Origin of the sequence: Nocardiopsis camelliae, from assembly GCF_028993595.1 — a bacterium.
Classification (GTDB): domain Bacteria; phylum Actinomycetota; class Actinomycetes; order Streptosporangiales; family Streptosporangiaceae; genus Nocardiopsis; species Nocardiopsis dassonvillei.
In genome coordinates, this window is sequence record NZ_CP118614.1 from 1,629,752 (window position 1) to 1,655,223 (window position 25,472).

23 protein-coding genes are annotated in these 25,472 nt (G+C 73.2%); 16 read left to right on the forward strand and 7 right to left on the reverse strand.

Annotated elements, in window-relative coordinates:
• Positions 1-52: 52 nt before the first annotated feature.
• Positions 53-712: an O-methyltransferase gene (locus tag PV789_RS07280; protein ID WP_274976709.1), complete on the reverse strand. Its 660-nt coding sequence runs from the start codon at positions 710-712 to the stop codon at positions 53-55.
• 162 nt (positions 713-874) lie between these two features.
• Positions 875-1,588 (reverse strand): metal-dependent hydrolase, encoded by a 714-nt coding sequence (locus PV789_RS07285; RefSeq protein WP_302475388.1) that lies wholly within the window; start codon positions 1,586-1,588, stop codon positions 875-877.
• A 413-nt stretch (positions 1,589-2,001) separates the two neighbouring features.
• Between PV789_RS07285 and PV789_RS07290 the strand changes: the two genes are divergently transcribed.
• The 11 genes from PV789_RS07290 to dapB all read left to right on the forward strand — a co-directional run bounded on the left by PV789_RS07290 (position 2,002) and on the right by dapB (position 14,126).
• Entirely contained in the window at positions 2,002-3,885 is a 1,884-nt protein-coding gene (locus tag PV789_RS07290; RefSeq protein WP_274976711.1) for an ABC transporter substrate-binding protein, read from the forward strand.
• Positions 3,882-4,952 (forward strand): ABC transporter permease, encoded by a 1,071-nt coding sequence (locus PV789_RS07295; protein WP_274976712.1) that lies wholly within the window; start codon positions 3,882-3,884, stop codon positions 4,950-4,952. Before PV789_RS07290 ends, PV789_RS07295 begins: the two co-directional genes overlap by 4 nt.
• On the forward strand, positions 4,949-5,995 hold the full coding sequence (locus PV789_RS07300) for an ABC transporter permease (protein WP_274976713.1): 1,047 nt from the start codon (positions 4,949-4,951) through the stop codon (positions 5,993-5,995). The genes PV789_RS07295 and PV789_RS07300 overlap by 4 nt, the downstream gene beginning before the upstream one ends.
• Complete coding sequence (locus tag PV789_RS07305; protein ID WP_274976714.1) at positions 5,992-7,014, forward strand: ABC transporter ATP-binding protein; 1,023 nt, start codon at positions 5,992-5,994, stop codon at positions 7,012-7,014. Before PV789_RS07300 ends, PV789_RS07305 begins: the two co-directional genes overlap by 4 nt.
• 34 nt (positions 7,015-7,048) lie before the next feature.
• A complete protein-coding gene (locus PV789_RS07310) occupies positions 7,049-8,128 on the forward strand; it encodes an ABC transporter ATP-binding protein (protein WP_274976715.1) in 1,080 nt (359 codons plus the stop codon).
• Positions 8,129-8,377: 249 nt separating this feature from the next.
• Positions 8,378-8,650 carry an arylamine N-acetyltransferase gene (locus PV789_RS07315; protein WP_274976716.1) on the forward strand — a complete coding sequence of 91 codons (273 nt, stop codon included), beginning with the start codon at positions 8,378-8,380 and terminating at the stop codon, positions 8,648-8,650.
• Between the two features lie 213 nt (positions 8,651-8,863).
• Entirely contained in the window at positions 8,864-10,150 is a 1,287-nt protein-coding gene (gene egtA, locus PV789_RS07320) for an ergothioneine biosynthesis glutamate--cysteine ligase EgtA (protein ID WP_274976717.1), read from the forward strand.
• On the forward strand, positions 10,147-11,487 hold the full coding sequence (gene egtB / locus PV789_RS07325) for an ergothioneine biosynthesis protein EgtB (protein ID WP_274976718.1): 1,341 nt from the start codon (positions 10,147-10,149) through the stop codon (positions 11,485-11,487). Before egtA ends, egtB begins: the two co-directional genes overlap by 4 nt.
• Entirely contained in the window at positions 11,487-12,230 is a 744-nt protein-coding gene (gene egtC, locus PV789_RS07330) for an ergothioneine biosynthesis protein EgtC (RefSeq protein WP_274976719.1), read from the forward strand. The genes egtB and egtC overlap by 1 nt, the downstream gene beginning before the upstream one ends.
• A gap of 65 nt (positions 12,231-12,295) precedes the next feature.
• Positions 12,296-13,270: an L-histidine N(alpha)-methyltransferase gene (gene egtD, locus PV789_RS07335; RefSeq protein ID WP_274976720.1), complete on the forward strand. Its 975-nt coding sequence runs from the start codon at positions 12,296-12,298 to the stop codon at positions 13,268-13,270.
• A gap of 112 nt (positions 13,271-13,382) precedes the next feature.
• The gene (dapB, locus tag PV789_RS07340; RefSeq protein WP_274976721.1) at positions 13,383-14,126 is read left to right on the forward strand and encodes a 4-hydroxy-tetrahydrodipicolinate reductase; all 744 of its coding nucleotides are present in this window, start codon (positions 13,383-13,385) and stop codon (positions 14,124-14,126) included.
• A gap of 85 nt (positions 14,127-14,211) precedes the next feature.
• Here the strand turns inward: dapB and PV789_RS07345 are convergent, their stop codons facing one another.
• From PV789_RS07345 to PV789_RS07365, 5 genes are all read right to left on the reverse strand, one after another.
• Entirely contained in the window at positions 14,212-14,895 is a 684-nt protein-coding gene (locus PV789_RS07345) for a class I SAM-dependent DNA methyltransferase (protein WP_274976722.1), read from the reverse strand.
• Positions 14,896-15,007: 112 nt separating this feature from the next.
• The gene (locus PV789_RS07350; protein ID WP_274976723.1) at positions 15,008-15,301 is read right to left on the reverse strand and encodes a hypothetical protein; all 294 of its coding nucleotides are present in this window, start codon (positions 15,299-15,301) and stop codon (positions 15,008-15,010) included.
• Complete coding sequence (locus PV789_RS07355; RefSeq protein WP_274976724.1) at positions 15,288-15,935, reverse strand: hypothetical protein; 648 nt, start codon at positions 15,933-15,935, stop codon at positions 15,288-15,290. Before PV789_RS07355 ends, PV789_RS07350 begins: the two co-directional genes overlap by 14 nt.
• Positions 15,936-16,029: 94 nt before the next feature.
• Complete coding sequence (locus tag PV789_RS07360) at positions 16,030-16,902, reverse strand: 1,4-dihydroxy-2-naphthoate polyprenyltransferase (RefSeq protein ID WP_274976725.1); 873 nt, start codon at positions 16,900-16,902, stop codon at positions 16,030-16,032.
• Positions 16,903-17,062: 160 nt separating this feature from the next.
• Positions 17,063-17,617 (reverse strand): GNAT family N-acetyltransferase, encoded by a 555-nt coding sequence (locus tag PV789_RS07365; protein ID WP_212641041.1) that lies wholly within the window; start codon positions 17,615-17,617, stop codon positions 17,063-17,065.
• A 96-nt stretch (positions 17,618-17,713) separates the two neighbouring features.
• Here PV789_RS07365 and PV789_RS07370 point away from each other — a divergent pair, with 96 nt between their 5' ends.
• The 5 genes from PV789_RS07370 (at position 17,714) to PV789_RS07390 (ending at position 25,344) form a co-directional block, all read left to right on the forward strand.
• Positions 17,714-18,094 (forward strand): phage holin family protein, encoded by a 381-nt coding sequence (locus tag PV789_RS07370; protein WP_082768262.1) that lies wholly within the window; start codon positions 17,714-17,716, stop codon positions 18,092-18,094.
• Positions 18,095-18,447: 353 nt separating this feature from the next.
• Positions 18,448-19,419, forward strand: coding sequence for a 4-hydroxy-tetrahydrodipicolinate synthase (gene dapA, locus PV789_RS07375; RefSeq protein ID WP_212641040.1), 972 nt, complete (start codon positions 18,448-18,450; stop codon positions 19,417-19,419).
• The gene (locus tag PV789_RS07380; RefSeq protein WP_274976726.1) at positions 19,416-21,101 is read left to right on the forward strand and encodes a ribonuclease J; all 1,686 of its coding nucleotides are present in this window, start codon (positions 19,416-19,418) and stop codon (positions 21,099-21,101) included. Before dapA ends, PV789_RS07380 begins: the two co-directional genes overlap by 4 nt.
• A gap of 266 nt (positions 21,102-21,367) precedes the next feature.
• On the forward strand, positions 21,368-23,884 hold the full coding sequence (locus PV789_RS07385; protein ID WP_274976727.1) for a DNA translocase FtsK: 2,517 nt from the start codon (positions 21,368-21,370) through the stop codon (positions 23,882-23,884).
• A gap of 233 nt (positions 23,885-24,117) precedes the next feature.
• Entirely contained in the window at positions 24,118-25,344 is a 1,227-nt protein-coding gene (locus PV789_RS07390) for a RodZ domain-containing protein (protein ID WP_274976728.1), read from the forward strand.
• Positions 25,345-25,472 lie beyond the last annotated feature (128 nt).

Consider the following 25,472-nt stretch of genomic DNA (forward strand, 5'->3'; position numbering starts at 1 on the left):
TGGACGGCCTCCGGGGTCGGCGCTGCCCGCGGCGCGTCGGTGCTTCGGCGCGTCAGCGCTTGCGGGCGAGGGTGAGGCCGTCGCCGATGGGCAGCAGCACCTGCGTGACGCGCCCGTCGGAGACCAGCCGGTCGTTGAAGTCGCGGATCCCCCGTACGGCCGCCGAGGTGTTCTCGCGGTCCACGACCCGCCCGTGGGAGAGGGTGTTGTCGGCCAGGATCAGGCCGCCCGGCCGGACGCGGGGGACCAGCTCCTCCCAGTAGCCGACGTAGCCCTCCTTGTCGGCGTCCACGAAGGCCAGGTCGAACCGCGGCTCCTCGGGAAGCTCCCGCAGCGACTCCAGGGCCGGGCCCAGCCTCAGGGTGATGCGGTCCGCGACCCCGGCTCGTTCCCAGTACCTCCGGGCCACGGAGGTCCACTCCTCGCTGACGTCCAGGGCCAGGAGGCGGCCGTCCTCGGGTAGGCCGCGCGCGAAGCAGATCGACGAGTAGCCGGTGAAGGTCCCGATCTCCACCACCTCCCGCGCGCCGCAGATCCGCGTGAGCATCGTGGTGAAGGCGCCCTGTTCGGGGCCGATCTGCATGCCCCGGTGGTCCGGGAACAGCCGCGCGGTCTCCTCGGCCAGGTCCGCCAGGACCTCGTCCACGGGCTCGCTGTGCTCGACGACGTAGGCGTGCAGTTCGGGGCTGAGGCCCTCTGTGGATCGTGTCACGCCCGACAGCCTAGGCCAGCCGGGGCGCGGCCGACAGGTGCCGGGCCGCCGCGGGGAGGGGAACCGGACGCGGCCCCGGCGGCGGGGCGCGTCGCGGGGTCCCGCGCGCGGCCGGGGCGTCGGCGCGGGGGCGCCCCCGCGCCCCCGGGCCCCCGGCCCCCGTCAGTACTCGGGCAGCAGTGCGGGCCAGTCGAACAGGTAGATGGTCCCCACGATGACGCCGATGGTCAGCAGCGGGGTGACGAACTTCTGCTCGACCGGGCCGTCGGTGACGAAGCCCTTCCCCTGGCCGAAGCGCTTCTTGAAGAAGGGCCAGAAGATGGGCACGCCCATCTTGGTGATCATGTCGCCGAAGAAGTGCAGGATGACGCCGAAGGCCACTGCCAGGCCCAGCCAGCTGTAGTTCACCCCGGAGGTGAACAGCGCCAGCGTGATGCCCGCCGTGGCCATCGCGTTGATGACCCCCGACGCGACCTTGTTCTTGTCCAGGCCGAAGCCCAGGCCCTGGAGGGCGATGCCGATCAGCAGGAACACGAAGACCTGGACGGCCAGCTGGGACCACAGCGCCAACAGCTGCACCAGTACGCCCATGAGGACCGCGAAGAAGAACGAGTGCGTTCCCATCCGGTGCCCGCCGAACAGGAAGCCCAGCATGCCGCTCAGCACCTCGGTGACCCTGCCGTAGGTCTTGGTCACCGTGGCGCTCTTGTGGTCCAGATCGGGCAGCAGGGCCGCACCGGCACAGACCAGCGAACCCGCGATGATCTCACCGGGACCCAGGTGGAAGCTGAGTCCGAGGAATTCCCTGCCCTGGACCAGCGGAACGACCGCCATCCAACCAACCACGCCGCTCAGTGCGTGCGAGTGCCCCATCATGGCGGGAACCGTAGCGGAGTACGGCATTTACTGCCAACGCGGGGTGTCCGCCAACGGCGCGCCGGTCACGCAGCGCACACGGCCCGCCTCCCCGCCGCCCTCCCGGCGGCGCCCGTTCGCCACCCGGCGTGTGCCCGCGACCCCTCTGCGTGGGAACACGGGACCGCTGTGCGCCCTTCCGTGCTCCCCGGACGCCGGTCGCGCACTCCGGCCGAACTCTTTCCGCGTGTCCCGGACATTTCCGGTGACGCTTTCCGGACGCTTTCGCGGGGACATTCTTCGGGCCGAATCCAAACCGATGTCACGGCGCTCCACGAAGGTCATTGACGCTCGTCGTCGTCCGTTGGTAAACAACCACCAACCCCCGGGTGGCGTGCCACCGACCCACGATCCTCTGACAGGAGGGGCCGCACATGAACGCCCACCACCCTCCCCCCGGTTCCCCCGTGCGCCGCACCGTCCCTCCCCACGCACCTTCCGCCGGCGCGTTCGCGCGCCGCACCGCCGCCACGGCCGCCGCGCTCCTCCTCCTGGCCGGAACCACCGCGGCCCCCGCCGCCGCGGACACCTCCGACGGCCAGACCCTCAGCATCGCCACCTCCCAGCAGGTGGACTCCTTCAACCCCTTCACCGCGCAGCTCGCGATCACCACCAACGTCCTGCGCCACGTCTACGACTCCCTCGTCACGGTCGACCCCCAGACGAACCAGCCCGCCCCCTCCCTCGCCGAGTCCTGGGAGTCCAGCGACGACGGCCTCACCTGGACCTTCCACCTGCGCGAGGGCGTCCAGTTCTCCGACGGCGAGCCCCTGACCGCCGACGACGTGGCCTGGACCTTCACCACCATGATGGAGAACGAGGCCGCGGCGGTCGCCAACGGCAACTACGTCTCCGGCTTCGACACGGTCACCGCCGAGGACGACCGGACCGTGGTCGTCGAACTCGACGAGCCGCAGGCCACCATGACCTCCCTCAACGTCCCGATCGTCCCCAGGCACGTCTGGGAGCCGATCCTTGAGCGGGAGGGCGAGGCCTTCTCCGACTACGGCAACGAGGACTTCCCGACCGTCGGCAGCGGACCCTTCGTCCTCACCGGCCACGACCGGGGCCGCTCCATCACCCTGGAGGCCAACCCCGACCACTGGCGCGGCGCACCCGCCTTCGAGCGGATCGTCCTGCGCTACTACTCCGAGAAGGACGCGGCGGTGGAGGCGCTGCGCAGCGGTGAGGTCTCCCTCGTCTACGAACTCACCCAGGCGCAGGCCGCCGCCCTGGAGTCGGCGCAGGACATCGAGGTCAACATCGCCGACGGCAAGCGCTTCCAGGCCTTCACCATCAACCCCGGCGCGGTCACCCAGGACGGGGAGGAGTTCGGCGACGGGCACCCCGCACTCGCCGACCGCACCCTGCGCCAGGCCATCGTCATGGCCATCGACAACCAGGAGATCGTCGACAAGGCGCACGGCGGCGAGGCAGTTGCCGCGGGCGGCTACATCCCGCCCCGCTACGAGGACTTCCACTGGGCGCCCGAGGGCGGGGAGGCCGTCCTCGACTTCGACCCCGAAGCCGCCAACGCGATGCTCGACGAGGCCGGGTACGAGCGGGGCGAGGACGGCGTGCGCGTCTCACCCGAGGGCGACCGCCTCGAACTGCGCATGCACGTCCACCAGGACCGGCCCGACAACGTCAACACCGGACTGGTCATCGTCGAGCGCCTGGCCGACATCGGCATCGAGATCGAGAACCTCACCGTCGACCCCGGCGTGCTCAGCGACGCCCTCTTCGCGGGTGAGTACGACCTCATCTTCACCGGCTGGACGGTCAACCCCGACCCCGACTACGTGCTGAGCATCCACACCTGCGGCGCCCTGCCCACCGAGCCGGGCACCATGCAGGGCGACGCCTACTTCTGCGACGAGGAGTACGACGAGCTCTACGAGGCCCAGCTCGCCGAGTACGACCGCCAGGCCCGCGCGGAGATCATCCACCAGCTCCAGGAGGTCCTCTACCGCGAGGCCGTCGTGAACGTGCTGGCCTACCCCAACATCATGGAGGCCTACCGCACCGACCACATCGCCTCCATCCAGTACGAGCCCGCCGAGGGCGGCAACATCTGGGGCCAGGACGGCTACTGGGCCTGGTGGTCGGCCGAACCCGCCGACGAGCGGGCCGCGGGCACCGCCTCCGGCCCCTCCACCGGGGTCTGGATCGGCGTCGGGGCCGTCGTGCTCGTCCTCGCCGCGGTCGGGGGCTTCCTGCTGCTGCGCCGACGTTCCACCATGGAGGACCGCGAGTGACCACTACTCCCACCGCCGAGGGAGGCCCGCCCGGGGAGGACGCGCCCGCCGCACCCTCCCCGGCCGGACCCGCCGGAGCGGGCCGCGCCCGGCGCGCCGCGCGCTACGTGGCCGGACGCCTGACGACCGCGGTGGTCTCCCTGGCCGCCGTGGTCGTCGCCGGGTTCTTCCTCTTCCGGATCCTGCCCGGCGACCCCGTCCGCGCCATGACCGAGGGCCGCGAGGTCACCGCCGAGCAGCGCGATGAGCTGCGCCGCCAGTTCGGGCTCGACCAGCCGCTGTGGCAGCAGTTCCTCGACTACGCGCTCGGGCTGCTCCGCCTCGACCTCGGCGAGTCCTTCCAGTACCACGAACCCGTCACCGAGCTCATCCTCGACCGGATCGGCCCGACCGTCCTGCTCGCCGGGACCGGCACGGTCGTCGCCGCGCTGCTGGGCCTGTTCCTGGGCGCCCGGGCGGGCTGGCGGCCGGGCAGCCGCTCGGACCGGGCCAACACCGCCGTCGCCCTGTTCTTCTGGTCGGTGCCCACGTTCTGGCTGGGCCTGCTGCTCATCGTCTTCCTGGCCTCGGGGCGCGGGTTCGTGCCCGGCATGTTCCCGACCGGCGGCATGGTCGACCCCCGCACCGGCGGGGGCCTGGAGACCGTGCTGAACACCGCCTGGCACATGGTGCTGCCCGTCACCACCATGGTCGCGGTCATCTACGCCCAGTACCTGATGATCATGCGCTCCTCGCTCATGGACGAGAAGGGCGCCGACTACCTCACCACCGCGCGCGCCAAGGGCCTGCGCGACGCCCTGGTGCGGCGCAGGCACGCCGTGCCCAACGCCCTGCTGCCCACGGTGACGCTCCTGTTCCTCAACCTCGGACAGGTCGTGTCCGGGGTGATCCTCGTGGAGACCGTGTTCTCCTGGCCCGGCCTCGGACAGCTCTTCTACTCCGGCCTGCGCGTACCCGACCTCGGCCTCGTCCAGGGCCTGTTCGTGGTGTTCGCGGCCTCGGTGATCCTCATGAACCTGCTCGCCGACCTGGTGTACCCGCTGCTCGACCCCCGGGTGCGCCCGTGAACGCCCCCGCCGGGACGCCCGGCAGCCCGAGCGGCGGGGAGAACGACCCCTCCGCCCGGCCGGAGGGCTCCGACGGAGTCCCCGCCGGAGGCGGAACCGCCACGGCCACCGCGCCGCCGCCGACCGCACCGCCCTCTCCCCGCGTCCTCGCACGCAGACGCCGTCAGGAGGCCCTGCGCCGCTTCGCCCGCGAGTACACCCGCAACCGGGCCGGGCTGGTCGGCCTGGCCGCGCTGCTGGCCATCGGCGCCCTGGCCCTGACCGCGCCGCTCTTCGTCGACCCGGCCGACCTCACCGTCACCGGAGCGCCCGGCACCGCCTACGAGGAACCCAGCGCGCGGTTCCCGCTCGGCACCGACAATTTCGGCCGCTCCATCCTGGACCTGGTCGTCTGGGGCTCGCGGGTCTCGCTCACGGTGGGCTTCCTGGCCACGGCCGTCTCCGTGGTCCTGGGCACCCTGGTCGGGGTCACCGCCGGGCACTTCGGCGCCTCCGGCGGACCGGCCGGGCGGTTCGCGTCCTCCGTGCTCATGCGCGTCACCGACTGGTTCCTGGTCCTGCCCACGCTGGTCCTGGCCGTGGCGCTGGCCGCCGTGCTGCCGCGCGGCACCGGGACCATCATCATCGCCATCGGCCTGACCGTCTGGCCCGCCACGGCGCGCCTGGTGCGCGCCCAGACCCTCGCGGTGGAGGCCCGCCCCTACGTGGAGCGGGCCCGCGCCCTGGGCGGCGGCCACGGCCACGTCATGCTCTGGCACGTCCTGCCCAACGTCATGCCGGTCGTGCTCGCCCAGACCACACTGCTCGTGGCCACCTCGATCATCGCCGAGTCCACGCTGGCCTTCCTGGGCGTGGGAGACCCCACGACGATCTCCTGGGGAGGCATCCTGGACGCGGCCCGCAACGCGGGCGCGATCAGCTCCGGGATCTGGTGGTACATGGTGCCGCCCGGCCTGGCGATCGCCGTGGTCGCGCTGTCCTTCACACTGTGCGGCCGGGCCCTCGAATCCGTCATCAACCCGCGACTCCGGGAGCAGCGTTGACCTCCCTCCTCGACGTCCGCGACCTGCGCGTCACCTACCGCACGGGCGGCGGCGACGTCCCCGCCGTGCGCGGCGTGGACCTGTCCCTGGACCCCGGCGACACCCTGGGCCTGGCGGGGGAGTCGGGCAGCGGCAAGTCCACCGTGGCCCTGGCCCTGCTGCGCCTGCTGCCCGAGACCGCGCGCATCTCCGGCGAGGTCCTGCTGGAGGGCGAGAACGTCCTGGACATGCGCTGGGGCCGCCTGCGCGCGGTCCGCTGGGCGGGCGCCTCCATCGTCTTCCAGGGCGCCATGCACTCGCTCAACCCGGTCCGGCGGATCGGACAGCAGATCGCCGAGCCGATGAGCGTGCACGGCACGGTCCCCGCGGCGGAGGCGCCCGCCCGCGTCGGCGCGCTGCTCGAACAGGTCGGTCTGCCCGCCTCCCGCGCCCGCGACTACCCCCACCAGCTGTCCGGCGGGCAGCGCCAGCGGGCCATGATCGCCATGGCGCTGGCCTGCGAGCCGCGCCTGGTCATCGCCGACGAGGCCACCACCGCCCTGGACGTGATGATCCAGGCCCAGATCCTGGCCCTGCTGCGGCGGCTCGTCGCCGAGCACGGCATCGGCATGCTGATGATCAGCCACGACCTGTCGGTCCTGGCCTCGACCTGCGACCGGGTCGCGGTCATGTACGCGGGCCGGGTCGTGGAGCAGGGACCGGCCCGGGAGGTCGTGCACGAACCCGCGCACCCCTACGCCAGCGCGCTCAGCGCCGCCTTCCCCCGCATCGGCGACCCGGCCTCGCGCCTGGCGCCCCGGGGCCTGCCCGGCGACCCGCCCGACCCGGCGGACCCGCCCTCAGGCTGCGTGTTCCGGCCGCGCTGCGCGGTGGCCGAGACCGTGTGCGCCACGGTCGACCCGCCCCTGTGGCCGGTGGACCCCGACACCGGGGGCGCGTCCACCAGGCAGGCGGCGTGCGTGCACGTGGGCCCCGCCCGGCCGCTGACCGCCACCGGGGACGACGGGGGCCGTCCGTGACCGCGACCGCCGCACCCACCGAGGAGACGCGCCCGTGAGCACCACCGAGACCGACTCCCACGAGACGCCGCCGACCCGCGGGGAGGAGGCGGTCCCCGTCCTGAGCGCCCGGGGGGTGGAGGTCGCCTTCGCGGCCGGGTTCGCCCCCGGCGGGGGCCGGGGCACCGCCCGCGCCGTGGACGGTGTCAACCTCGACGTCTCCACGGGCGAGATCGTGGCGCTGGTGGGGGAGTCCGGCTGCGGCAAGACCACCCTGGCCCGCGTCCTGCTGGGCCTGGAGCGGCCCACGGGCGGCGACGTGGCCTTCGAGGGCGACCCGCTGCGCTACGGCTCCCGCGACATGCGCCGCTACCGCCGCCGGGTGCAGCTGGTGCAGCAGGACCCCACCGGGTCGCTCAACCCGCGCCGCACCGTCTACGAGTCCGTGGCCGAGGGGCTGCGCATCCACGAGGGCACCGTGTCCGACGAGGCCGAGCGGGTCGGCGAGGCGCTGTCCAAGGCGGGCCTGCGCCCGCCGGACCGGTTCTTCCCCCGCTATCCGCACGAGCTGTCGGGCGGCCAGCGCCAGCGCGTGGTGATCGCCGGTGCGCTCATCCTCGATCCCGAGGTGCTGGTGGCCGACGAGCCGGTGGCCTCCCTGGACGCGTCGGTGCGCGGCGAGATCCTGCGGCTGCTCCTGGACCTGCGCGCCGACCTGGGGCTGTCGGCCCTGGTGGCCACGCACGACCTGGGCCTGGCCTGGAACATCGCCGACCGGGTCGCGGTGATGTACCTGGGGCGCGTGGTGGAGCTGGGCACCGTGGAGGAGGTCCTGTCCGCTCCCGCCCACCCCTACACCCGGGCTCTGCTTTCGGTGCTGCCCGAGGCGGACGGGGAACCGGTGGTGCTCTCCGGCGAGCCGCCGGACCCCAAGCGGGTGCCCCGGGGCTGCCGCTTCCACCCGCGCTGCCCGGTGCTGGCCTCCGGTGAGGCCGGGCGCGCGGGGGTGGCCGACCGCTGCCGCACCGTGGACCCGGCGATCCTGGGGGGCGGCGCCGAGCGGCGGGTGGCCTGCCACTGGGCGGCGGCCGACGCCGCCGGACGCGTGCGCGGGGGGGAACCGGCCTCCGGCTGAGTACGCACCGGTGCGGCGGCGCGCTGACCGCGGACGTCTCCACGTCCTCCTTCTCCGTTCCCGCTTCCGGATAGGAGCAGAGAGCGCTTCGTTCGGAACAGGGCTTTTATGGGTCCGTTTCGGGATTGATACGTCCCGCGAAACCTTATTTCCGACACTCTGACCCCCGCGCCGCTGTCCTCCCTCTTCACTGCCGACCGCGACTTCTGGCACGGCCGGGAACTGGGCCTGGACGCCTACCTCGCACGCGTGGGCCTGTCCGGCGACCTGCCGCCCGTCCTGACCAGCCACCCGCGCTCCCCGTTCCTGGGCAGGCTGATGGCCCAGCGCATCGGGCCGGGCGCCCAGCACACGCTCACGGACACCACCCTGACCACCGCCGCCCCCGACGGCACCCGCACGGAACGCGAGGTGCCTGTGGAGGAGGTGGGACGGGTGTTGCGGGAGGTGTTCGGTATCGGCCTTGACCAGGACGAACGTGCCGTCGTCGAGAAGCGCCTCCGGGAGTTCACTGCAATGTGACCGGCATCACACATCGGTGGGTGGGAACGCGCCCACCCACCGCGACGGCCTGTACCACCTGGCATCCCGCCGCCCAGCCTCCCCGTCCGTATCGGGAGTGTCCCGACAGCATCGGAGAGTCGTGGACAACACGCACGTTCGGCATGACGACCGGATGGGCAGGATTCCCGGGGCGCCGCCCGGCGGGGGCGGCCGTTCGCGAGGGGACAGCCCATGGCCCACCACATGACCACGGAAGACGTCCACGAGTACATCAACGGCGTCTGTTTCAAGACCGGCCCTCCCGGCAAGGTCGGAGCCGAGACTGAATGGCTGGTCGCCGACTCCGCGGACCCGACCGCACCCGTTCCCCTCGACCGCCTCGCCGCCCTGGTGGAGTCCTGCGGCCCGCCGCCCTCGGGGAGCGGCGTCACCTTCGAACCCGGCGGACAGCTCGAACTCAGCTCACCCGCCCTTCCGGGACCGGCCCGGGCGCACGCGGCGCTCGCCGCCGACCTGGACCACATCGGCAAGGCCCTCGCCGAGGCCGGGCTCCACCTGGTCGAGACGGCCCTCGACCCCGTCCGCCCGCCCCGGCGCCAGCTCCGTGAAGCCCGCTACACGGCCATGGAGCGCTTCTTCGCCCACCACCGCCAGCCCAGCGGCTACACCATGATGTGCAGCACGGCCTCGCTCCAGGTGTGCCTGGACACGGGGGAGGACGCCGCCGACGTCCGCGACCGCTGGGAACTCGTCCACCGGCTCGGCCCGGTGCTCGTCGCCGCCTTCGCCAACTCCGCCGTCTGGCGGGGCCGCCCCACCGGATGGAAGTCCACCCGCTGGGCGATCTGGGCGGCCACCGACGCCACCCGCACCCGGCCCGTCCTGGACGCGGACAGTTCCGCCGACCCGGCCACGGCGTGGACCGAGTACGCGCTGGCCGCCAGGGTCCTGGCCGTCCCCGGGAACGGTGGCCCCTGGACCCCCGACCCGGGCGTGACCTTCGCCCAGTGGCTCGACGGACAGGGTCCCCGCCCGGCCACCCGGGCCGACCTGGAGTTCCACCTCAGTACACTCTTCCCGCCCGTGCGCCCGCGCGGCTGGTGGGAGCTGCGGATGATCGACGCGCTTCCCCTGCGCTGGTGGCCGGTCCCGGTGGCGCTCGCCGCCGCCCTGGTCGACGACCCCCGCGCCCGCGCCGCGGCCGAGGAGGCCACCGAGGCGCTGTGCGGGGGACGATTCCCCGACCGTCACCTGTGGCTGCGCTCGGCCCGTCTGGGCATGGGCGACCCCGAAGTGGCCCGGTGCGCCCGCGCCTGCTTCGACGCCGCCGTCGAGGCGCTGCCCCGCATGGGCGCCGCCTCCCTGGCCGCGCTGGTCGACGACTACGCCGACCACCACACGCGGCGCGGTCTCAGCCCCGCCGACACCCGGCCGACCGTGCCCGTGCCGCGCCCGGCGCGGGCGGAGCGGGTACGGCCCGCGACCGCGGACCCCGGACACGTGGAAGGAGCACGGTGAACCACGAACAGGAGCGCGCCAAGGAGCGCATCGCCGCCGAACTCGACCGGGCCAGGGAGCGCAGCAACGGCCTGACCCTCCACGCCCTCGACGAGGGCGAGCTGCTCGCCCAGCACTCGCCCCTGATGTCGCCGCTGGTCTGGGACCTGGCGCACGTGGGCAACTACGAGGAGCAGTGGCTGCTGCGCGCCGCGGGGGGCCGCGAGGCGCTGCGCCCCGACATCGACACCCTCTACGACGCCTTCGAGAACCCGCGCGCCGAACGGGTGAGCCTCCCGCTGCTGCGGCCCGAGGAGGCCCGCGACTACAACGCGCGCGTGCGCCGGGAGGTGCTCGACGCGCTGGAGTCCGCCGACCTCACCCGGGTGGAGACCGGCACCGGCGGCGAACGATCCCTGCTGGACGCCGGATTCATCTTCCACATGGTCATCCAGCACGAGCACCAGCACGGCGAGACCATGCTCGCCACCCACCAGCTCCGCAGGGGCGAGCCCGTCCTGCTGGAGGAGACCGCTCCCGTCACCGCGCTGCGCCCGCCGGTCCGGGACGAGGTGTTCGTGCCGGAGGGGCCCTTCACCATGGGCACCGACGACGACCCCTGGGCCTACGACAACGAACGCCCCGCGCGCACCGTCGACCTGGGCCCCTACTGGATCGACACCGCCCTCGTGACCAACGCCGCCTACCAGGAGTTCATGGACGACGGCGGCTACCGGACCCGCCGCTGGTGGTCCCGCGACGGCTGGGAGTGGAAGGAGAAGCGGGGAGCGGTCTCCCCGGCCTTCTGGACCCGGGAGGGGACCGGGTGGTCGCGCCGCCGGTTCGGCCGCCGGGAGATGGTGCCCCCCGACGAGCCCGTGCAGCACGTGTGCTTCCACGAGGCCCGGGCCTACGCCGCCTGGGCGGGCAAGCGCCTGCCGAGCGAGCCCGAGTGGGAGAAGGCCGCGCGCCTGGACCCGGTCAGCGGCCGGTCCCGGCGCCACCCGTGGGGCGACGCCGAGCCCGGGCCCGGCCACGCCAACCTGGGACAGCGCAGGCTCGGCCCCTCCCCGGCCGGGAGCCACCCCGACGGCGCCTCGCCGCTGGGCGTCCAGCAGCTGATCGGCGACGTGTGGGAGTGGACCTCCACCACCTTCACCGGCTACCCGGGGTTCCGCTCCTTCCCCTACGAGGACTACTCGGAGGTGTTCTTCGACGACGGGTACAAGGTGCTGCGCGGCGGATCCTGGGCCACCCACCCCACCGCGGTCCGCGCCACGTTCCGCAACTGGGACCACCCGATCCGGCGGCAGATCTTCAGCGGCTTCCGCTGCGCGCGCGACGCGGAACCCGCCTGATGTGCCGACACCTGGCCTACCTGGGGCCGCCGCGCACACTGCACGACCTGCTGTACGCGGCGCCCCACTCACTGCACGTCCAGTCCTGGGCGCCGCGCATGCAGCGGTACGGCACCGTCAACGCCGACGGGTTCGGAACCGGCTGGTACCCCCCGGGGGACGGCCCCGCCGAACCGCTGCGCTACCGCCGCGCCATGCCCGTCTGGGGTGACGCCTCCTTCGCCGACGCCGCCCGCGCCATCTCCTCCGGGTGCGTGGTGGCCGCCGTGCGCGACGCCACGATCGGGTTCGGCTCGGAGGAGTCGGGCGCCCAGCCCTTCCGCGCCGACCGGCTGCTGTTCAGCCACAACGGCGCGGTGGAGGACGACGAGGCGCTCACCGAGGCGTTCGCCACGCCCCCGCCCCGCGGCGCGCTGGACGCCCGCGCCCCCCTGGACTCCGCACCGCTGTTCGCGCACACCGTGCGACTGTGGCGCGACTCCCAGAACCTGTCCGAAACCCTGGCCACCGTGGTCCGCGAGGCCCGCAAGCACTCCGGGGGCCGCTACAACCTGCTGGCCAGCGACGGCCAGACCGTCGCCGCCACCGCGGCCGGGGACACCCTGTTCACCCTGCGCGAGCCGGACGGCGGGGTCTTCCTTGCCTCCGAACCCTTCGACGACGCCCCCGGATGGCGCGAGGTCCCCCAGGACTCGGTGGTCGCGGCGACGGGGGAGCGCACCGAGATCCGCCCGATCGACTGACCGGCTTCGCCCATCTTTCCGACACCACCTGTCCCGGGTACAACTTCGGGGACACAGGAGGCACCATGTTCCGGATTGACCGAAACCTGACCGCCGACGACCTCGACAAGGCGCTGCGCACCGACGTCGCCGAGGGCCTGACCGCGCGGCCCAAGCGGCTCCCGCCCAAGTGGTTCTACGACGAACGCGGCAGCTCCCTGTTCGAGGAGATCACCGCCCTGCCCGAGTACTACCCCACCCGCGCCGAACGCGCGATCCTGGAGCTGCGGGCCGACGAGATCGCCGCCGTGGCCGGCGCCGAGGTCCTCATCGAGCTCGGCTCCGGATCGGGGGTCAAGACCCGCCTGCTCCTGGACGCGATGCGCCGCCGGGGCAGCCTCACCCGCTTCGTGCCCGTCGACGTCAGCGGCGACTTCCTCGACTCCTCCGCCCGCCGCGTGGCCGACGACTACCCCGGCCTGGACGTGCACGCCGTCGTCGGCGACTTCGAGGAGCACCTCGGGCTGCTGCCGGTCGGCGGGGAGGGCGGTCGCCAGCTGCTGGCCGTCCTGGGCTCCACCATCGGCAACCAGGAACCGGAACCGCGCGCCGCCTTCCTGCGCGACGTCCGCGGCGTCCTGCGCCCCGGGGACTCGCTGCTGCTGGGCGCGGACCTGGTCAAGGACCCCGCCCGACTGGTCGCCGCCTACGACGACGCACAGGGGGTCACCGCGGCCTTCGACCGCAACGTCCTCGCCGTCATCAACCACCGGCTCGGCGCCGACTTCGACCCGGCCGCCTTCGACCACGTGGCGCGCTGGAACGCCGAGCGCGAGTGGATCGAGATGCGGCTGCGCTCCCGGGCCGCCCAGCGCGTGCGGGTCGCCGACCTGGACCTGGAGGTCGAGTTCGCCCCCGGGGAGGAGATGCGCACCGAGGTATCCGCCAAGTTCCGACGTGAGGGGCTGACCGCGGAGCTGGAGGGGGCGGGGTTCGCCCTCACCCACTGGTGGACCGACCCCGCGGGGGACTTCGCGCTCACCCTGGCCGACGTCCGCTGACACCGGAGTGCCCGGTCCGGGCGGTCGCGGCGGCGGCCCGGCCGGGCCCGTCCGCCCACGTCGCGGGCCGGGCCGCGACGACCCGCCTCCCCGGCTCCGGTACGCTCGTGCCGTGTTCAAGGTAGGAGTTTTCGGCGCCGACGGGCGCATGGGGTCAGAGGTCGTCCGAGCGGTGCGGGGCGCCGACGACATGGAACTCGTCGCTGGGGTGGACGCCGCCAGCGACAGGGACGCGGTGCTGGGGGCCGACTGCGTCGTCGACTTCACCCACCCCGAGGCGGTGATGGACAACCTGGAGTGGCTCATCGGCCACGGGATCCACGCCGTCGTCGGCACCAGCGGGTTCGACGAGGCCAGGCTGGAGCGCGTGCGCCGGATGCAGGAGGCGAAGCCCGGGGCCAAGGTGCTCATCGCCCCCAACTTCGGCATCGCCGCCGTCCTGATGATGCACTTCGCGCGCAAGGCCGCGCCGTACTTCGACTCGACCGAGATCATCGAGCTGCACCACCCGAACAAGGCCGACGCCCCCAGCGGCACCGCCTACCGGACCGCCGAGCTGGTCGCCGAGGCCCGCCGCGGGGCCGGGGCAGCGCCGATGCCCGACGCCACCACCTCCGAGATCCCCGGCGCCCGCGGCGCCGACGTGGAGGGTGTGCGGGTGCACGCTCTGCGCATCTCCGGGCTCATCGCCCACCAGGAGGTCGTGTTCGGTACCGACGGGGAGACCCTCAAGATCCGGCACGACTCGATGAACCGCGCCTCGTTCATGCCGGGCGTGCTGCTGGGCGTGCGCGGGGTGGACGGCCTCGCCGACCCCCTCACCGTGGGCCTGGACGCGCTCCTGGACCTGGACTAGCCGACCGCCCCGGACCGTCGCGGACGGGAACGCTCTCCGGACCACCGCACGGGGGCCGCGCACTGCGCGCGGCCCCCGTCCCGTCTCACGCGCCGCGACGGCAGGTGAGGAACACCTGGACCTCGGGCCGGGCGCCTTCGGGCTCGTAGGAGACGATCCGCTCGTCCTCCACGACCAGCCCGGCCTCCTCCACCACCCGGCGCAGCTCCCCGTTCGGGTAGCCCGACACCCGGATGTCCTTGCCCAGGAAGGGAATCGGGGCGTCGTCCAGGTCGGCCTCCACCATGGACAGGCACAGCAGGCCCCCCGGGACCAGCGAGGCGCGCACGCGGCTCAGCGCCTCGGGGATACGGGCCTTGGGCAGGCACAGCAGGGAGAAGAACGCCACGATGGCGTCGTACGAGGACTCCGCGGGGTCCAGGTCGAGGATGTCGGCCCGGACGAACGTCGCCTCCGGCACGTTGCGGCGGGCGATCTCGACCATCCGCCCGGAGATCTCGTAACCGGTCACCCGCGCCCCCGCCGCCACCAGCTGCCGGGCGGTGGGCACGCCCGTGCCCGAGCCCAGGTCGAGCACGTGCGCGCCGGGCGGCAGCAGGTCCAGCAGCCGGCGCACCCGGTCCTCCTGGCCCTCCTTGCGGGGGAATGCCTCGTCGTAGCGCTCGCCGATCGCGTCGAACGCCGCGGCCTGGAGGGCCGAGCGCCGCGCCCACTCCTCCGGATCCGGAACGTGGTCGAGGGGGTCGGGGGCGGTGTTCTCGCTGGGCACGGTGTCGTCTCTCCCTGCCGTGTCGTACGCGCGTGTCTGGGGTGCGCGCATCCTAACCCGTCCCCGCCTGACCGGGGACCGGGCGCCGCATCCCGGCGTCCGGCGTGTCGTCTCAGCCTCCGCCCGCCACCGGCAGGTCCAGGTCCTCCACGGGAGCCTCCAGCTCCTCCACCCCCGCCTCCAGGTCCAGGACGGGGGCGGTGGCGACCGGGGCGCCGTTGACCGGTGGGACGATCAGCTCGCCTCGGTGCCCGGCGGGCGGGGGCTGCGGCGGCTCCCACATCAGGGCGTACCCGAGGTAGGCGGTGTAGGCGGCGGCCAGGGCGGCCAGCACGAGGGGGCCGAGGAGCCGCCTCGGGCGGGAACCGGTCCGTCCCGGAGCGCCCCGCCCCTCATCCGCGGACAACGCGCACCCCGGTGAACGTACCGGCGAGCGGGACGCGCACGTCCATCGCCCGCACGTCCTCCGGCGGGGCCGCGAAGGTCGCGCTGAGCTCCACGGAGTCGCCCGGCCGCAGCACCAGCGCCGGGTCGGGGTCGGAGCAGACGCATCCGCCCGAGGAGTCGCGCGCCACGCGGTGCACCCTGCCGTTGGCGGCGTCGACCAGCTCGACGGCGGCCATGCCCTCGTCCGACCCGACCAGCTCCGCGAACGCCGGGCTGTCGGCGTCCCCGCCGTTGTGGATCCGCAGCACCAGTTCGACCGTGGCCCCGCCGCTGACCAGCTCGCGCACGCTCACGATCAGCTCGGTGCCCCCGCGCCGCACGGTCACCTCGTCGCGCGGCTCCCGGGGTTCGCGGCCCTCCTCCGCCCCCGCGGTCCCCTCCGCCCCGCCGTCCCCGGACACGGGAGGCGGGGGCGGGTCCTCCCGCGCCGCCCCGGTCGGCGGGGGACTCCCCTGCGGGGGGTCGGTTCTGTGGTCGAAGGAGGCCTCGGGTCCCTGGGGGGCCTCGGCCGGGTTGCCTCCGGAGCAGGCGGTCGCGATCAGCGTCAGCGCCGCGGCGATGAGCGCCGCGGCGGTCGTGCGGGGGGTCGCCATGCCTCGAAAGGCTAGGACCCGTGGGTCTCCCGACGGTCACGGGCGCGCCCGTGACCGCTTACGAAGGGCCCGTCGACCGCGCGCGGCAACCGCCTCACCCCAGGAGCAGGGCGACCGAGAACAGCACGCCGAACGCCATCTGGAGCCGCCCGGTCTCACCCAGGCCCAGCACCAGGTCGCGGCCGGTCTGGCCGCCCAGCACGCGCCGCAGCGGGGGCACCGCCAGCGGCGCCGACACCAGCACCAGCGGCGTCCACCAGAACACCGGGGTCAGCGCCAGCGCCACCAGGTAGGACAGCACGATCGCGCCCCCGTACAGGCGACGGGTGCCGGCGTCGCCCAGCCGCACGGCCAGCGTGACCTTGCCGGTCTCGCGGTCGGTCGGGATGTCGCGCAGGTTGTTGATCACCAGTACCGAGCAGGACAGCAGGCCCACCGGCACCGACGCCACCCACGCCTGCCAGGGCGCGGAGCCCAGTTGCACGAAGACCGTGCCCACCACGGCCACGACGCCGAAGAACACGAACACCGAGACCTCGCCCAGGCCCCGGTACCCGTAGGGGCTGCGGCCCCCCGTGTAGTACCAGGCCGCCGCGATCGCCAGGGCGCCCACCAGCAGCAGCCACCACGAGGACGTGGCCACCAGCACCAGGCCCACCACCCCCGCGAACGCGAAGCTGGCCAGGGCCGCAGCCAGCACCTGCCGCGGGGCGGCCAGACCGGTCGCGGTCAGCCGGGTCGGCCCCGTCCGCGCCTCGGTGTCGGTGCCCTTGACGCCGTCGCTGTAGTCGTTGGCGAAGTTCACGCCGACCTGGAGCGCCATGGACACCACCAGGGCCAGCAGCGCCTTCCACCAGACGAACCCGTCCAGGGCGAAGGCCAGGGCCGTGCCGACCGCCACCGGAACGATCGAATTCGGAAGCGTAAGGGGACGCAGCCCCGAGACCCATTCACTGACCGTGGCCACGCTCCGGCCCCTCCCCGCTCACCACCGGCGCGCCCGTGCGCGCCGCGACAACCACCCCACGTTAGACCCTGTCGGCGGCGCTCCCGTCCGCGCCCCGGCGCCGGGGCGCGGACGGGCCCCTCCCGCTCGGCCCGGCCGACCCGCGCTCCGGCCCCTCCCGTTACTGGGAGATGGCCGCGTGCAGGCGCACCATCGGCAGCAGCCGCCCCATGTCGATCTCGCGGCGGGCGCCGTCCGCGCGCCAGCCCGAGGCCTCGAAGAAGGCCCGCAGGGCGTTGTCGGCCTCGGGCACCCACACGTGCAGGGTGGCGAAACCGTCCTCGACCAGGTGGTCCACGCACGCGTTCACCAGGCGGCTGCCGTGCCCCTGGCGCGCCCGCGCGGGGTCCACGTGCAGGGCGAACACCTCCGCGTCCTTGGCGGGCCACAGGTCCGGGTCCCCGGCGGGGCCGAACGCGGCGAAGCCCGCGACCGTGCGCGTTCCCTCCACCTCGTCGGTGGCCACCACCAGCCGGTGCCGGGAGGTCGGCGGCGACTCCAGGGCCGCCGTCCACTGCTCGCGGAACCGCCCCCGGGCCTCCTCGCCGCCCAGGGCCCCGGACACCTCCTCGGGCAGCAGCGCCCCGTACACCGCCCGCCACGACGCCACCTGGATGTCGACGACCGCGTCCACGTCGGCGGTACGGGCGGGACGGACGAACCGGGCACTGGACACGGGGGGCTCTCCTTCTGAGGTGGGCGACACGCCTGGCGACAAGATCACCTACGCCGGAGTTTCCGGACCTTGCCACAGCATGGGAACATCTACGTTGTGAGCCTCATTATCAGAGTTATCGTGAACGCGCTCGCCCTTTGGGCGGCTGTCCTCCTGATCGACGGCATCGAAGTCACCGCGCAGGACACGGTCGGCCAGATCCTGGTCTACCTGGCCGTCGGCGCCATCTTCGGCGTGGTCAACGCGGTCATCAAACCGATCGTCAAAACGGTCGGATGCCTGTTCTACGCTCTGACCCTGGGGCTGATCGGCCTCCTGGTGAACGCGCTGCTGCTCATGCTCACCAACTGGATCGCGGGCCTGTTCGACCTGCCCTTCCACATCGACGGGTTCTGGCCCGCCTTCTGGGGCGCGATCGTCGTCACCATCGTCAGCTGGCTGCTCAGCATGTTCCTGCCCGACGGGAACGACGACTAGTCTCCTACCACGGACTCCGTCCGCCCCGAACCGCGGGCGGACCCGGGCCCGGCCGGATGGCACGGGCCCGGGACGGGTAGGTTCGTCTTGCCGGGGACCACTCAACCTCGACCCACGAGGACGGTGGACCGGACGGGGCCAGGCCCCCAGCCCCCGCCACGGGGGCACCACAGATCTTTCCCGCGACCGTCGCGCATCCGCCGGTCGCGGTGGCGCACACGCAGCGCCGACCACCCGTGCCCGAGGCACACCCGCACGGGTCACCACAACTGTTTCGGAGTACACCGAGAGGAGGAGGGGCAACCACGGACCCCACCGCCCGAGGGCGGCGGTCCGCACGCCTTTCACACACGATGATGGACACCAAGAACCGCCCGTTCGGCAAGATGTTGACCGCGATGGTCACTCCGATGCTGGAGGACGGGGAACTCGACTACGAGGGCGCGGCCCGACTGGCCACCTACCTCGTCGACGAACAGCACAACGACGGCCTCGTCATCAGCGGCACCACCGGTGAGTCACCGACCACCAGCGACGACGAGAAGGACCGGCTGCTGCGCACCGTCCTGGAGGCGGTCGGCGACCGCGCCACGATCGTGGCCGGGGTCGGCACCAACGACACCCGCCACAGCATCCGGCTGGCCCAGGCGGCCGAGAAGGCGGGGGCGCACGGTCTGCTGACCGTCACCCCCTACTACAACAAGCCGCCGCAGGAAGGCCTCATCCGGCACTTCACGTCGATCGCCGACTCCACCGACCTGCCGGTGATGCTCTACGACATCCCGCACCGCACCGGGACGCCGATCGCCTCCGAGACCCTGGTCCGCCTGGCCGAGCACCCGCGCATCGTCGCCAACAAGGACGCCAAGGACAACGTCGGCGCCAGCTCCTGGGTCATGGAGCGCACCGACCTGGCCTTCTACTGCGGCACCGACATCCTCAACCTGCCGCTGCTGTCCGTCGGCGCGGCCGGGTTCGTCAGCGTCGTCGGCCACATCGTGGGCGCCGACCTGCGCGACATGATCGACGCCTTCGAGAAGGGCGAGGTCGGCCAGGCCCTGGCCATCCACCGCCGCCTCACGCCGGTCTACACGGGCATGTTCCGCACCCAGGGCGTCATCACGACCAAGGCCGTCCTCAACCTGTTCGGCCTGCCCTCCGGGCCGGTCCGCACCCCGCTCGCCGACGCCTCCGCCGAGCTCCAGGCACTCCTGCGCGAGGACCTGGCCGCCGCGGGCGTCAAGGGCCCGATCGGGCTCGCCCCGCACCAGGCCGTCCCGGCCAGCGCCGTCGCCGTCGAGCGCCTCACGGAGGGATCCGTATGAGCCACCCGCACCCCGAACTGGGCTCGCCGCCGCCCCTGGGCAAGGGCGTGCTGCGCATCGTCCCGCTGGGCGGCCTCGGCGAGATCGGCCGCAACATGACGGTCTTCGAGTACGGCGGGCGCCTGCTCATCGTGGACTGCGGCGTGCTCTTCCCCGAGGAGGAGCAGCCCGGCGTCGACCTGATCCTGCCGGACTTCGAGTACATCCGGGACCGGCTCGACGACATCGAGGCGGTCGTGCTCACCCACGGGCACGAGGACCACATCGGCGGCGTGCCGTTCCTGCTGCGTGAGCGGGCCGACATCCCGATCGTCGGCTCCAAGCTCACCCTGGCGCTGATCACCGCCAAGCTCGGCGAGCACCGCATCAAGCCCGAGACCGTGCTGGTGGAGGAGGGCGAGCGGCACGACTTCGGCCCCTTCGACCTGGAGTTCTTCGCGGTCAACCACTCCATCCCGGACGCGCTGGCCGTGGGCATCCGCACCCCGGGCGGGTCGGTGCTGCACACCGGCGACTTCAAGATGGACCAGCTGCCGCTGGACGGGCGCCTGACCGACCTGGCCGGGTTCGCCCGGTTCGGCGACGAGGGCGTGGACCTGCTGCTGTCGGACTCCACCAACGCCGAGCAGCCCGGCTTCATCGTCAACGAGCGCAACCTGACCGAGGCCATCGACAAGGTGTTCCGGCAGTCCCAGAAGCGCATCGTGGTGGCCTGCTTCGCCTCGCACGTGCACCGCGTCCAGCAGGTCATCGACGCGGCCGTCGAGCACGGGCGCAAGATCGCCTTCGTGGGCCGCTCCATGGTCCGCAACATGAACATCGCGCGCGACCTGGGCTACCTGAGCATCCCCGGCGACACCGTCGTCGACGTCAAGCAGCTCGACCAGATGCGCCCGGACGAGGTGCTCCTGGTGTGCACGGGCTCGCAGGGCGAGCCGATGGCCGCGCTCAGCCGCATGGCCAACCGGGACCACCAGATCCGCATCGAGGAGGGCGACACCATCCTGCTCGCCTCGTCGCTGATCCCGGGCAACGAGAACTCGGTCAACCGGGTGATCAACGGCCTGACCCGCTGGGGGGCCAAGGTCGTGCACAAGGGCAACGCCCTGGTGCACGTCTCCGGCCACGCGCCCGCAGGCGAGCTGATGTACGTGCTCAACATGGTCCGCCCGCGCAACTTCATGCCCGTGCACGGCGAGTGGCGGCACATGCGCGCCCACGCCGACCTCGCCAAGCTGACCGGGGTCCCGAGCGACCGGATCGTCATCGCCGAGGACGGCGTGGTCGTCGACCTGCACAAGAACCGGGCCAGGATCGTCGGCGCGGTGCAGGCCGGGTACGTGTACGTGGACGGCTCCTCGGTCGGCGACGTCACCGACGCCGCGCTCAAGGACCGCCGGGTCCTCGGCGAGGAGGGGTTCATCTCCGTCGTCGTGGCGGTGGACTCCGGCTCCGGCAAGATCCTGGGCGAGCCCGAGATCCACACGCGGGGCGCGGGCATCGGCGCCGACGCCTACGACGACGTCATCGACCGGATCCAGGACGCGCTGGACAAGGCGGCCCGGGACGGGGTCAACGACCCCCACCAGCTGCGCCAGCTCATCCGCCGCAGCGCCGGCCGCTGGGTCAACGAGACCTACCGGCGGCGGCCCATGATCATCCCCGTCCTGGTCGAGGTCTGACCGGCACCCGACGACGACGAACGGCCCGACGACGCCCCGCGGCGCGTCCGGGCCGTTCGCGTCGCCGGGACCGGGAACCGGTACCGGGGCGGTGGCGGAACCGGGGGCCCGGGCCGGGGCGGCGGTGGGACGGGGAGCACAGCGGCGTCCGTGCGACACGCCGCGCGGGATACGGGCGCGAGGGGTGGACGCCGCAGTAGGCTGCCCGCCGTGGCGGGCCGTCCTGCCCGACCGTCCGCACGACCCCGTCCCCTGGAGGTGACCCCATGGCCACGCGCGCCTCCTCCGGCGGTTCCGGACGCAAGAAGCCCGCCGCGCGCAAGCCCGCGGCGAAGAAGCGCATGCCCGACGGGCCCATCGCCTTCGCCGTCACCATGTTCGGCCAGTTCCTGCTGGTGCTGTGGAAGCTCGTCGCGCACACCGTCGGCGGCTCCGCCCGCGCGGTCGGCCGCGGCGCGCGCGGCCTCGACCCCGACCTGCGCCGCGACGGCGCCGGGCTGGTCCTGCTGGCCGCGGGCGTCCTCATCGCCGCCGCCGTGTGGTGGAACAGCGACGGGCTGCTCCTGGAGTACACCCGCACGGTCGTGGTCGGCGCCTTCGGCACGTTCTCGCCGATCCTGCCGCTGCTGTTCCTGCCGATCGCGGTCAGGCTCATGCGCACCCCGGGCGACAGCAAGGAGGGCGACGCCGGGCGGCTGCTCATCGGCTTCAGCTCGATCATGCTGGGCCTGCTCGGCCTCATACACATCGCCCACGGCATCCCGCAGCCCTCCGAGGGCCTGGCGGCCCTCCAGGAGGCCGGGGGGCTCATCGGCTTCGTCGCCTCGGGGCCGCTCAGCGCCGTCGTCACCCCGTGGCTGACCGGCGTCCTGCTGGCCCTGGTGCTGGTCTTCGGGATCCTCGTGGTCACCGCCACACCCATCCGGCGCATCCCCGAGCGCCTCCAGATCCTGTTCGGCGCGCTCATGGAGCGCGACACCGGCCCCGACGCGGGCATCGGCCTCCTGGGGGCGGACAAGAAGAAGCCCGCCAAGCCGCGCAGGAGCGCGCCCAGGGCCAAGAAGGCCACGGGCACGGTCGCGGGCGACCACGAGCGCCCCTACGACAGCCCGGTGCTGCCCGACGAGCCGATCGCCCCCGCCCTCACCGACGAGGAGGAGGGCGCGCGGACCGGCGCCGGGGCCGCGGAACCGGCCGCGGCCGAGGCGGAGGCCGCGCCCAAGGGCAGGAAGGCCGCCCGCGCCAAGCGGGAGGTCCCCGACCCCACCCCGGCCCCCGCCACCACCGAGCAGCTCACCATCCCCTCCCGCGTGGTGGAGGGCGACTACGAGCTGCCCGCGCCGACCATGCTCAAGCCCGGCAGCCCGGTCAAGCCGCGCACCAAGGCCAACGACGAGGTCGTCGAAGCCCTGTCGGGGGTGCTCACCCAGTTCAACATCGACGCCGACGTCACCGGCTTCACCCGCGGGCCGACGGTGACGCGCTACGAGATCGAACTGGGCCCCGCGGTCAAGGTCGAGAAGGTCACCGCCCTGGCCAAGAACATCTCCCTGGCGGTCAAGAGCGCCGACGTGCGCATCCAGTCGCCCATCCCCGGCAAGTCCGCCATCGGCGTGGAGATCCCCAACACCGACAAGGACCTGGTGAGCCTGGGCGACGTGCTGCGCTCGCCCGCGGCGACCTCCGACGACCACCCCATGCTGGTGGGTCTGGGCAAGGACGTCGAGGGCTCCAACGTGGTCGCGAACCTGGCCAAGATGCCGCACGTCCTGGTCGCCGGCGCCACCGGCGCGGGCAAGTCCACCTGCATCAACGGGCTCATCACCTCGCTGATGATGCGCGCCACCCCCGACGAGGTGCGGATGATCCTGGTCGACCCCAAGCGGGTCGAGCTGACCATGTACGAGGGCATCCCGCACCTGATCACCCCGATTATCACCAACCCCAAGCGGGCCGCGGAGGCCCTCCAGTGGGTGGTGGGGGAGATGGACCGGCGCTACGACGACCTGGCCGCCTCCGGGTACCGGCACGTGGACGACTTCAACGCCGCCGTGCGCACGGGGGAGCTGACCGCCCCGCCCGGCAGCGAGCGCCAGTACGAGCCCTACCCCTACCTGCTGGTCATCGTGGACGAGCTGGCCGACCTGATGATGGTCGCCCCCCGCGACGTGGAGGACGCCGTCGTGCGCATCACCCAGCTGGCCCGCGCCGCCGGGATCCACCTGGTGCTGGCCACCCAGCGGCCCAGCGTCGACGTCGTCACCGGCCTTATCAAGGCCAACGTGCCCTCCCGCCTGGCCTTCGCCACCTCCAGCCTCTCCGACAGCCGCGTCATCCTCGACCAGCCCGGCGCCGAGAAGCTGGTCGGCAAGGGCGACTCGCTCTTCCTCCCCATGGGCGCGGGCAAGCCCATCCGCCTCCAGAACGCCTGGGTGGGGGAGAAGGAGATCCGGGCGATCGTCGAGCACTGCAAGAAGCAGTCCGAGCCCAGCTACCGCGAGGACGTGGCCGCCCCCGACACCAAGAAGAAGGAGATCGACGAGGAGATCGGCGACGACCTGGACCTGCTCCTGCAGGCCGTCGAGCTGGTGGTCACCACCCAGTTCGGGTCCACGTCCATGCTCCAGCGCAAGCTGCGCGTGGGCTTCGCCAAGGCGGGCCGTCTGATGGACCTCATGGAGAGCCGCGACGTGGTCGGCCCCAGCGAGGGCTCCAAGGCCCGCGACGTGCTCGTCCAGCCCGACGACCTGCCCGCCGTGCTGGCCGACATCCGGGGTTCCTGACCCGCGCCGCCGCCCCCGCGCGGCGGCGCGCGGGCGCCGACCGGGACCCGGGAAGTCGGGCTTCAGGCCCCGTGTTACGGCCTTTCCCGAAACTCCACTGGCATCCCTTAAAAACAGGCATGCCCGATTTGGTGGGATCTTGGAGGCTTCATGGGGCGTGGTGACCTGCGCGAAAGCGCCCCGGGCGGCAGAGTGGTCTCTTGCAGCTACACACAGTCGCGGGGGGAGTGCGCATGGCGACGATCGGTCAGACCCTGTCCGCCGCCCGGGTCGCGGCGGGGTACACGGTCGCGGACCTCAGCATCCGTACACGTATCCGGGAACCCGTCCTCACGGCCATCGAGCAGGAGGACTTCTTCTCCTGCGGCGGGGACTTCTACGCACGCGGCCACATCCGCGGCATCTGCCGCACGCTCGGCCTGGACCCGGCACCGCTCCTGGCCGAGTACGACCGCGAGCACGCGTCCCGCGCCATACCCGCCTTCGTCCCCCCGCAGCGCCACCCGGCGTCCGTGCCCGAGGCGGCCCGCGTGGCCGCCGCGGCGCGCGCCGAGACCCGTTCCGGGGAGGACGGGGAGGCGGTGATGGCCCACCGCTTCGGCGAGGACGACTCCGGGGTCGGCGCCCAGCGCTGGGGCCACTTCGAACGCAGGCAGTTCCTGACGCGCCAGCCCGACGAGGAGCCCCAGGAGACCCAGGAGCACCGTGGACCCCAGGAGCACCGTGGGCCCCGCAGGCCGCGGCTGGCCGGGTGGATCCCCGGTCCCCGCGAGACCGCGGAGGGACGCCGCCCCCGTGCCCGGGCGCCCGAGGACGGAGCGCCCGAGGACGGGGCCGCCGACGTCGGCACCGCGCGGATCGGACCCGTGCGGGGCGGGCACGCCGACGGCAGGCACCGGAGCAGCGGGCCCCGGGCCCGCGGTCCCCAGCCGGGCGGGACCCGGGTCGGCAGGCACGGCCGGGGCGACCCCGTCACCCGTCCCGTGGTCATCGCCGCGCGGCCCCGGCCCGTCGACGCCGTCCGGCGCCACTGGCCCTGGGCCGTGGTCGGGGCCATCTTCCTCCTGGCGCTCTTCGTCGGGGTCCGCACCTGGCAGGACTGGGACGCGGGCAACCCGTTGCGCTCGGCCTTCGACTCCTCCGCCACCGAGAGGACCGTCGACTCAGCCGTGGGGGCGGAGGAGGCCGCGGCGGAGCAGGGGCCCGTCGAGTTCACCGTCGAACTCGGCGCCTCCGGACGCAGCTGGGTCGAGGTCACCGGGGCCGACGGAGAGGACCTCTACGTCGGCTACCTGCTGGAGGGCGACGTCAAGGAGTACGTGACCGAGGACATGCTCAGCCTGTGGGTCGGCGACGCCGGGGCGGTCAGCGTGACCGTCGACGGCGAGAGCTCCGGCCCCCTCGGTCTTCCGGGCGAGGTCAAGGAGATCGTCATCGGCCCGGACGGCGTGCGGCAGTGACCGGACCGCGCCCCGGCCCGGAGCGATCCGGGCCGGGGTACGGGCGGGTGAGCCGGCCAAGGTAATGTGGGGGGCTGCGGGCGGCGCCGGACCGCGCCGTGCTCCGAGCACGGCCGACCGGTCCGGGA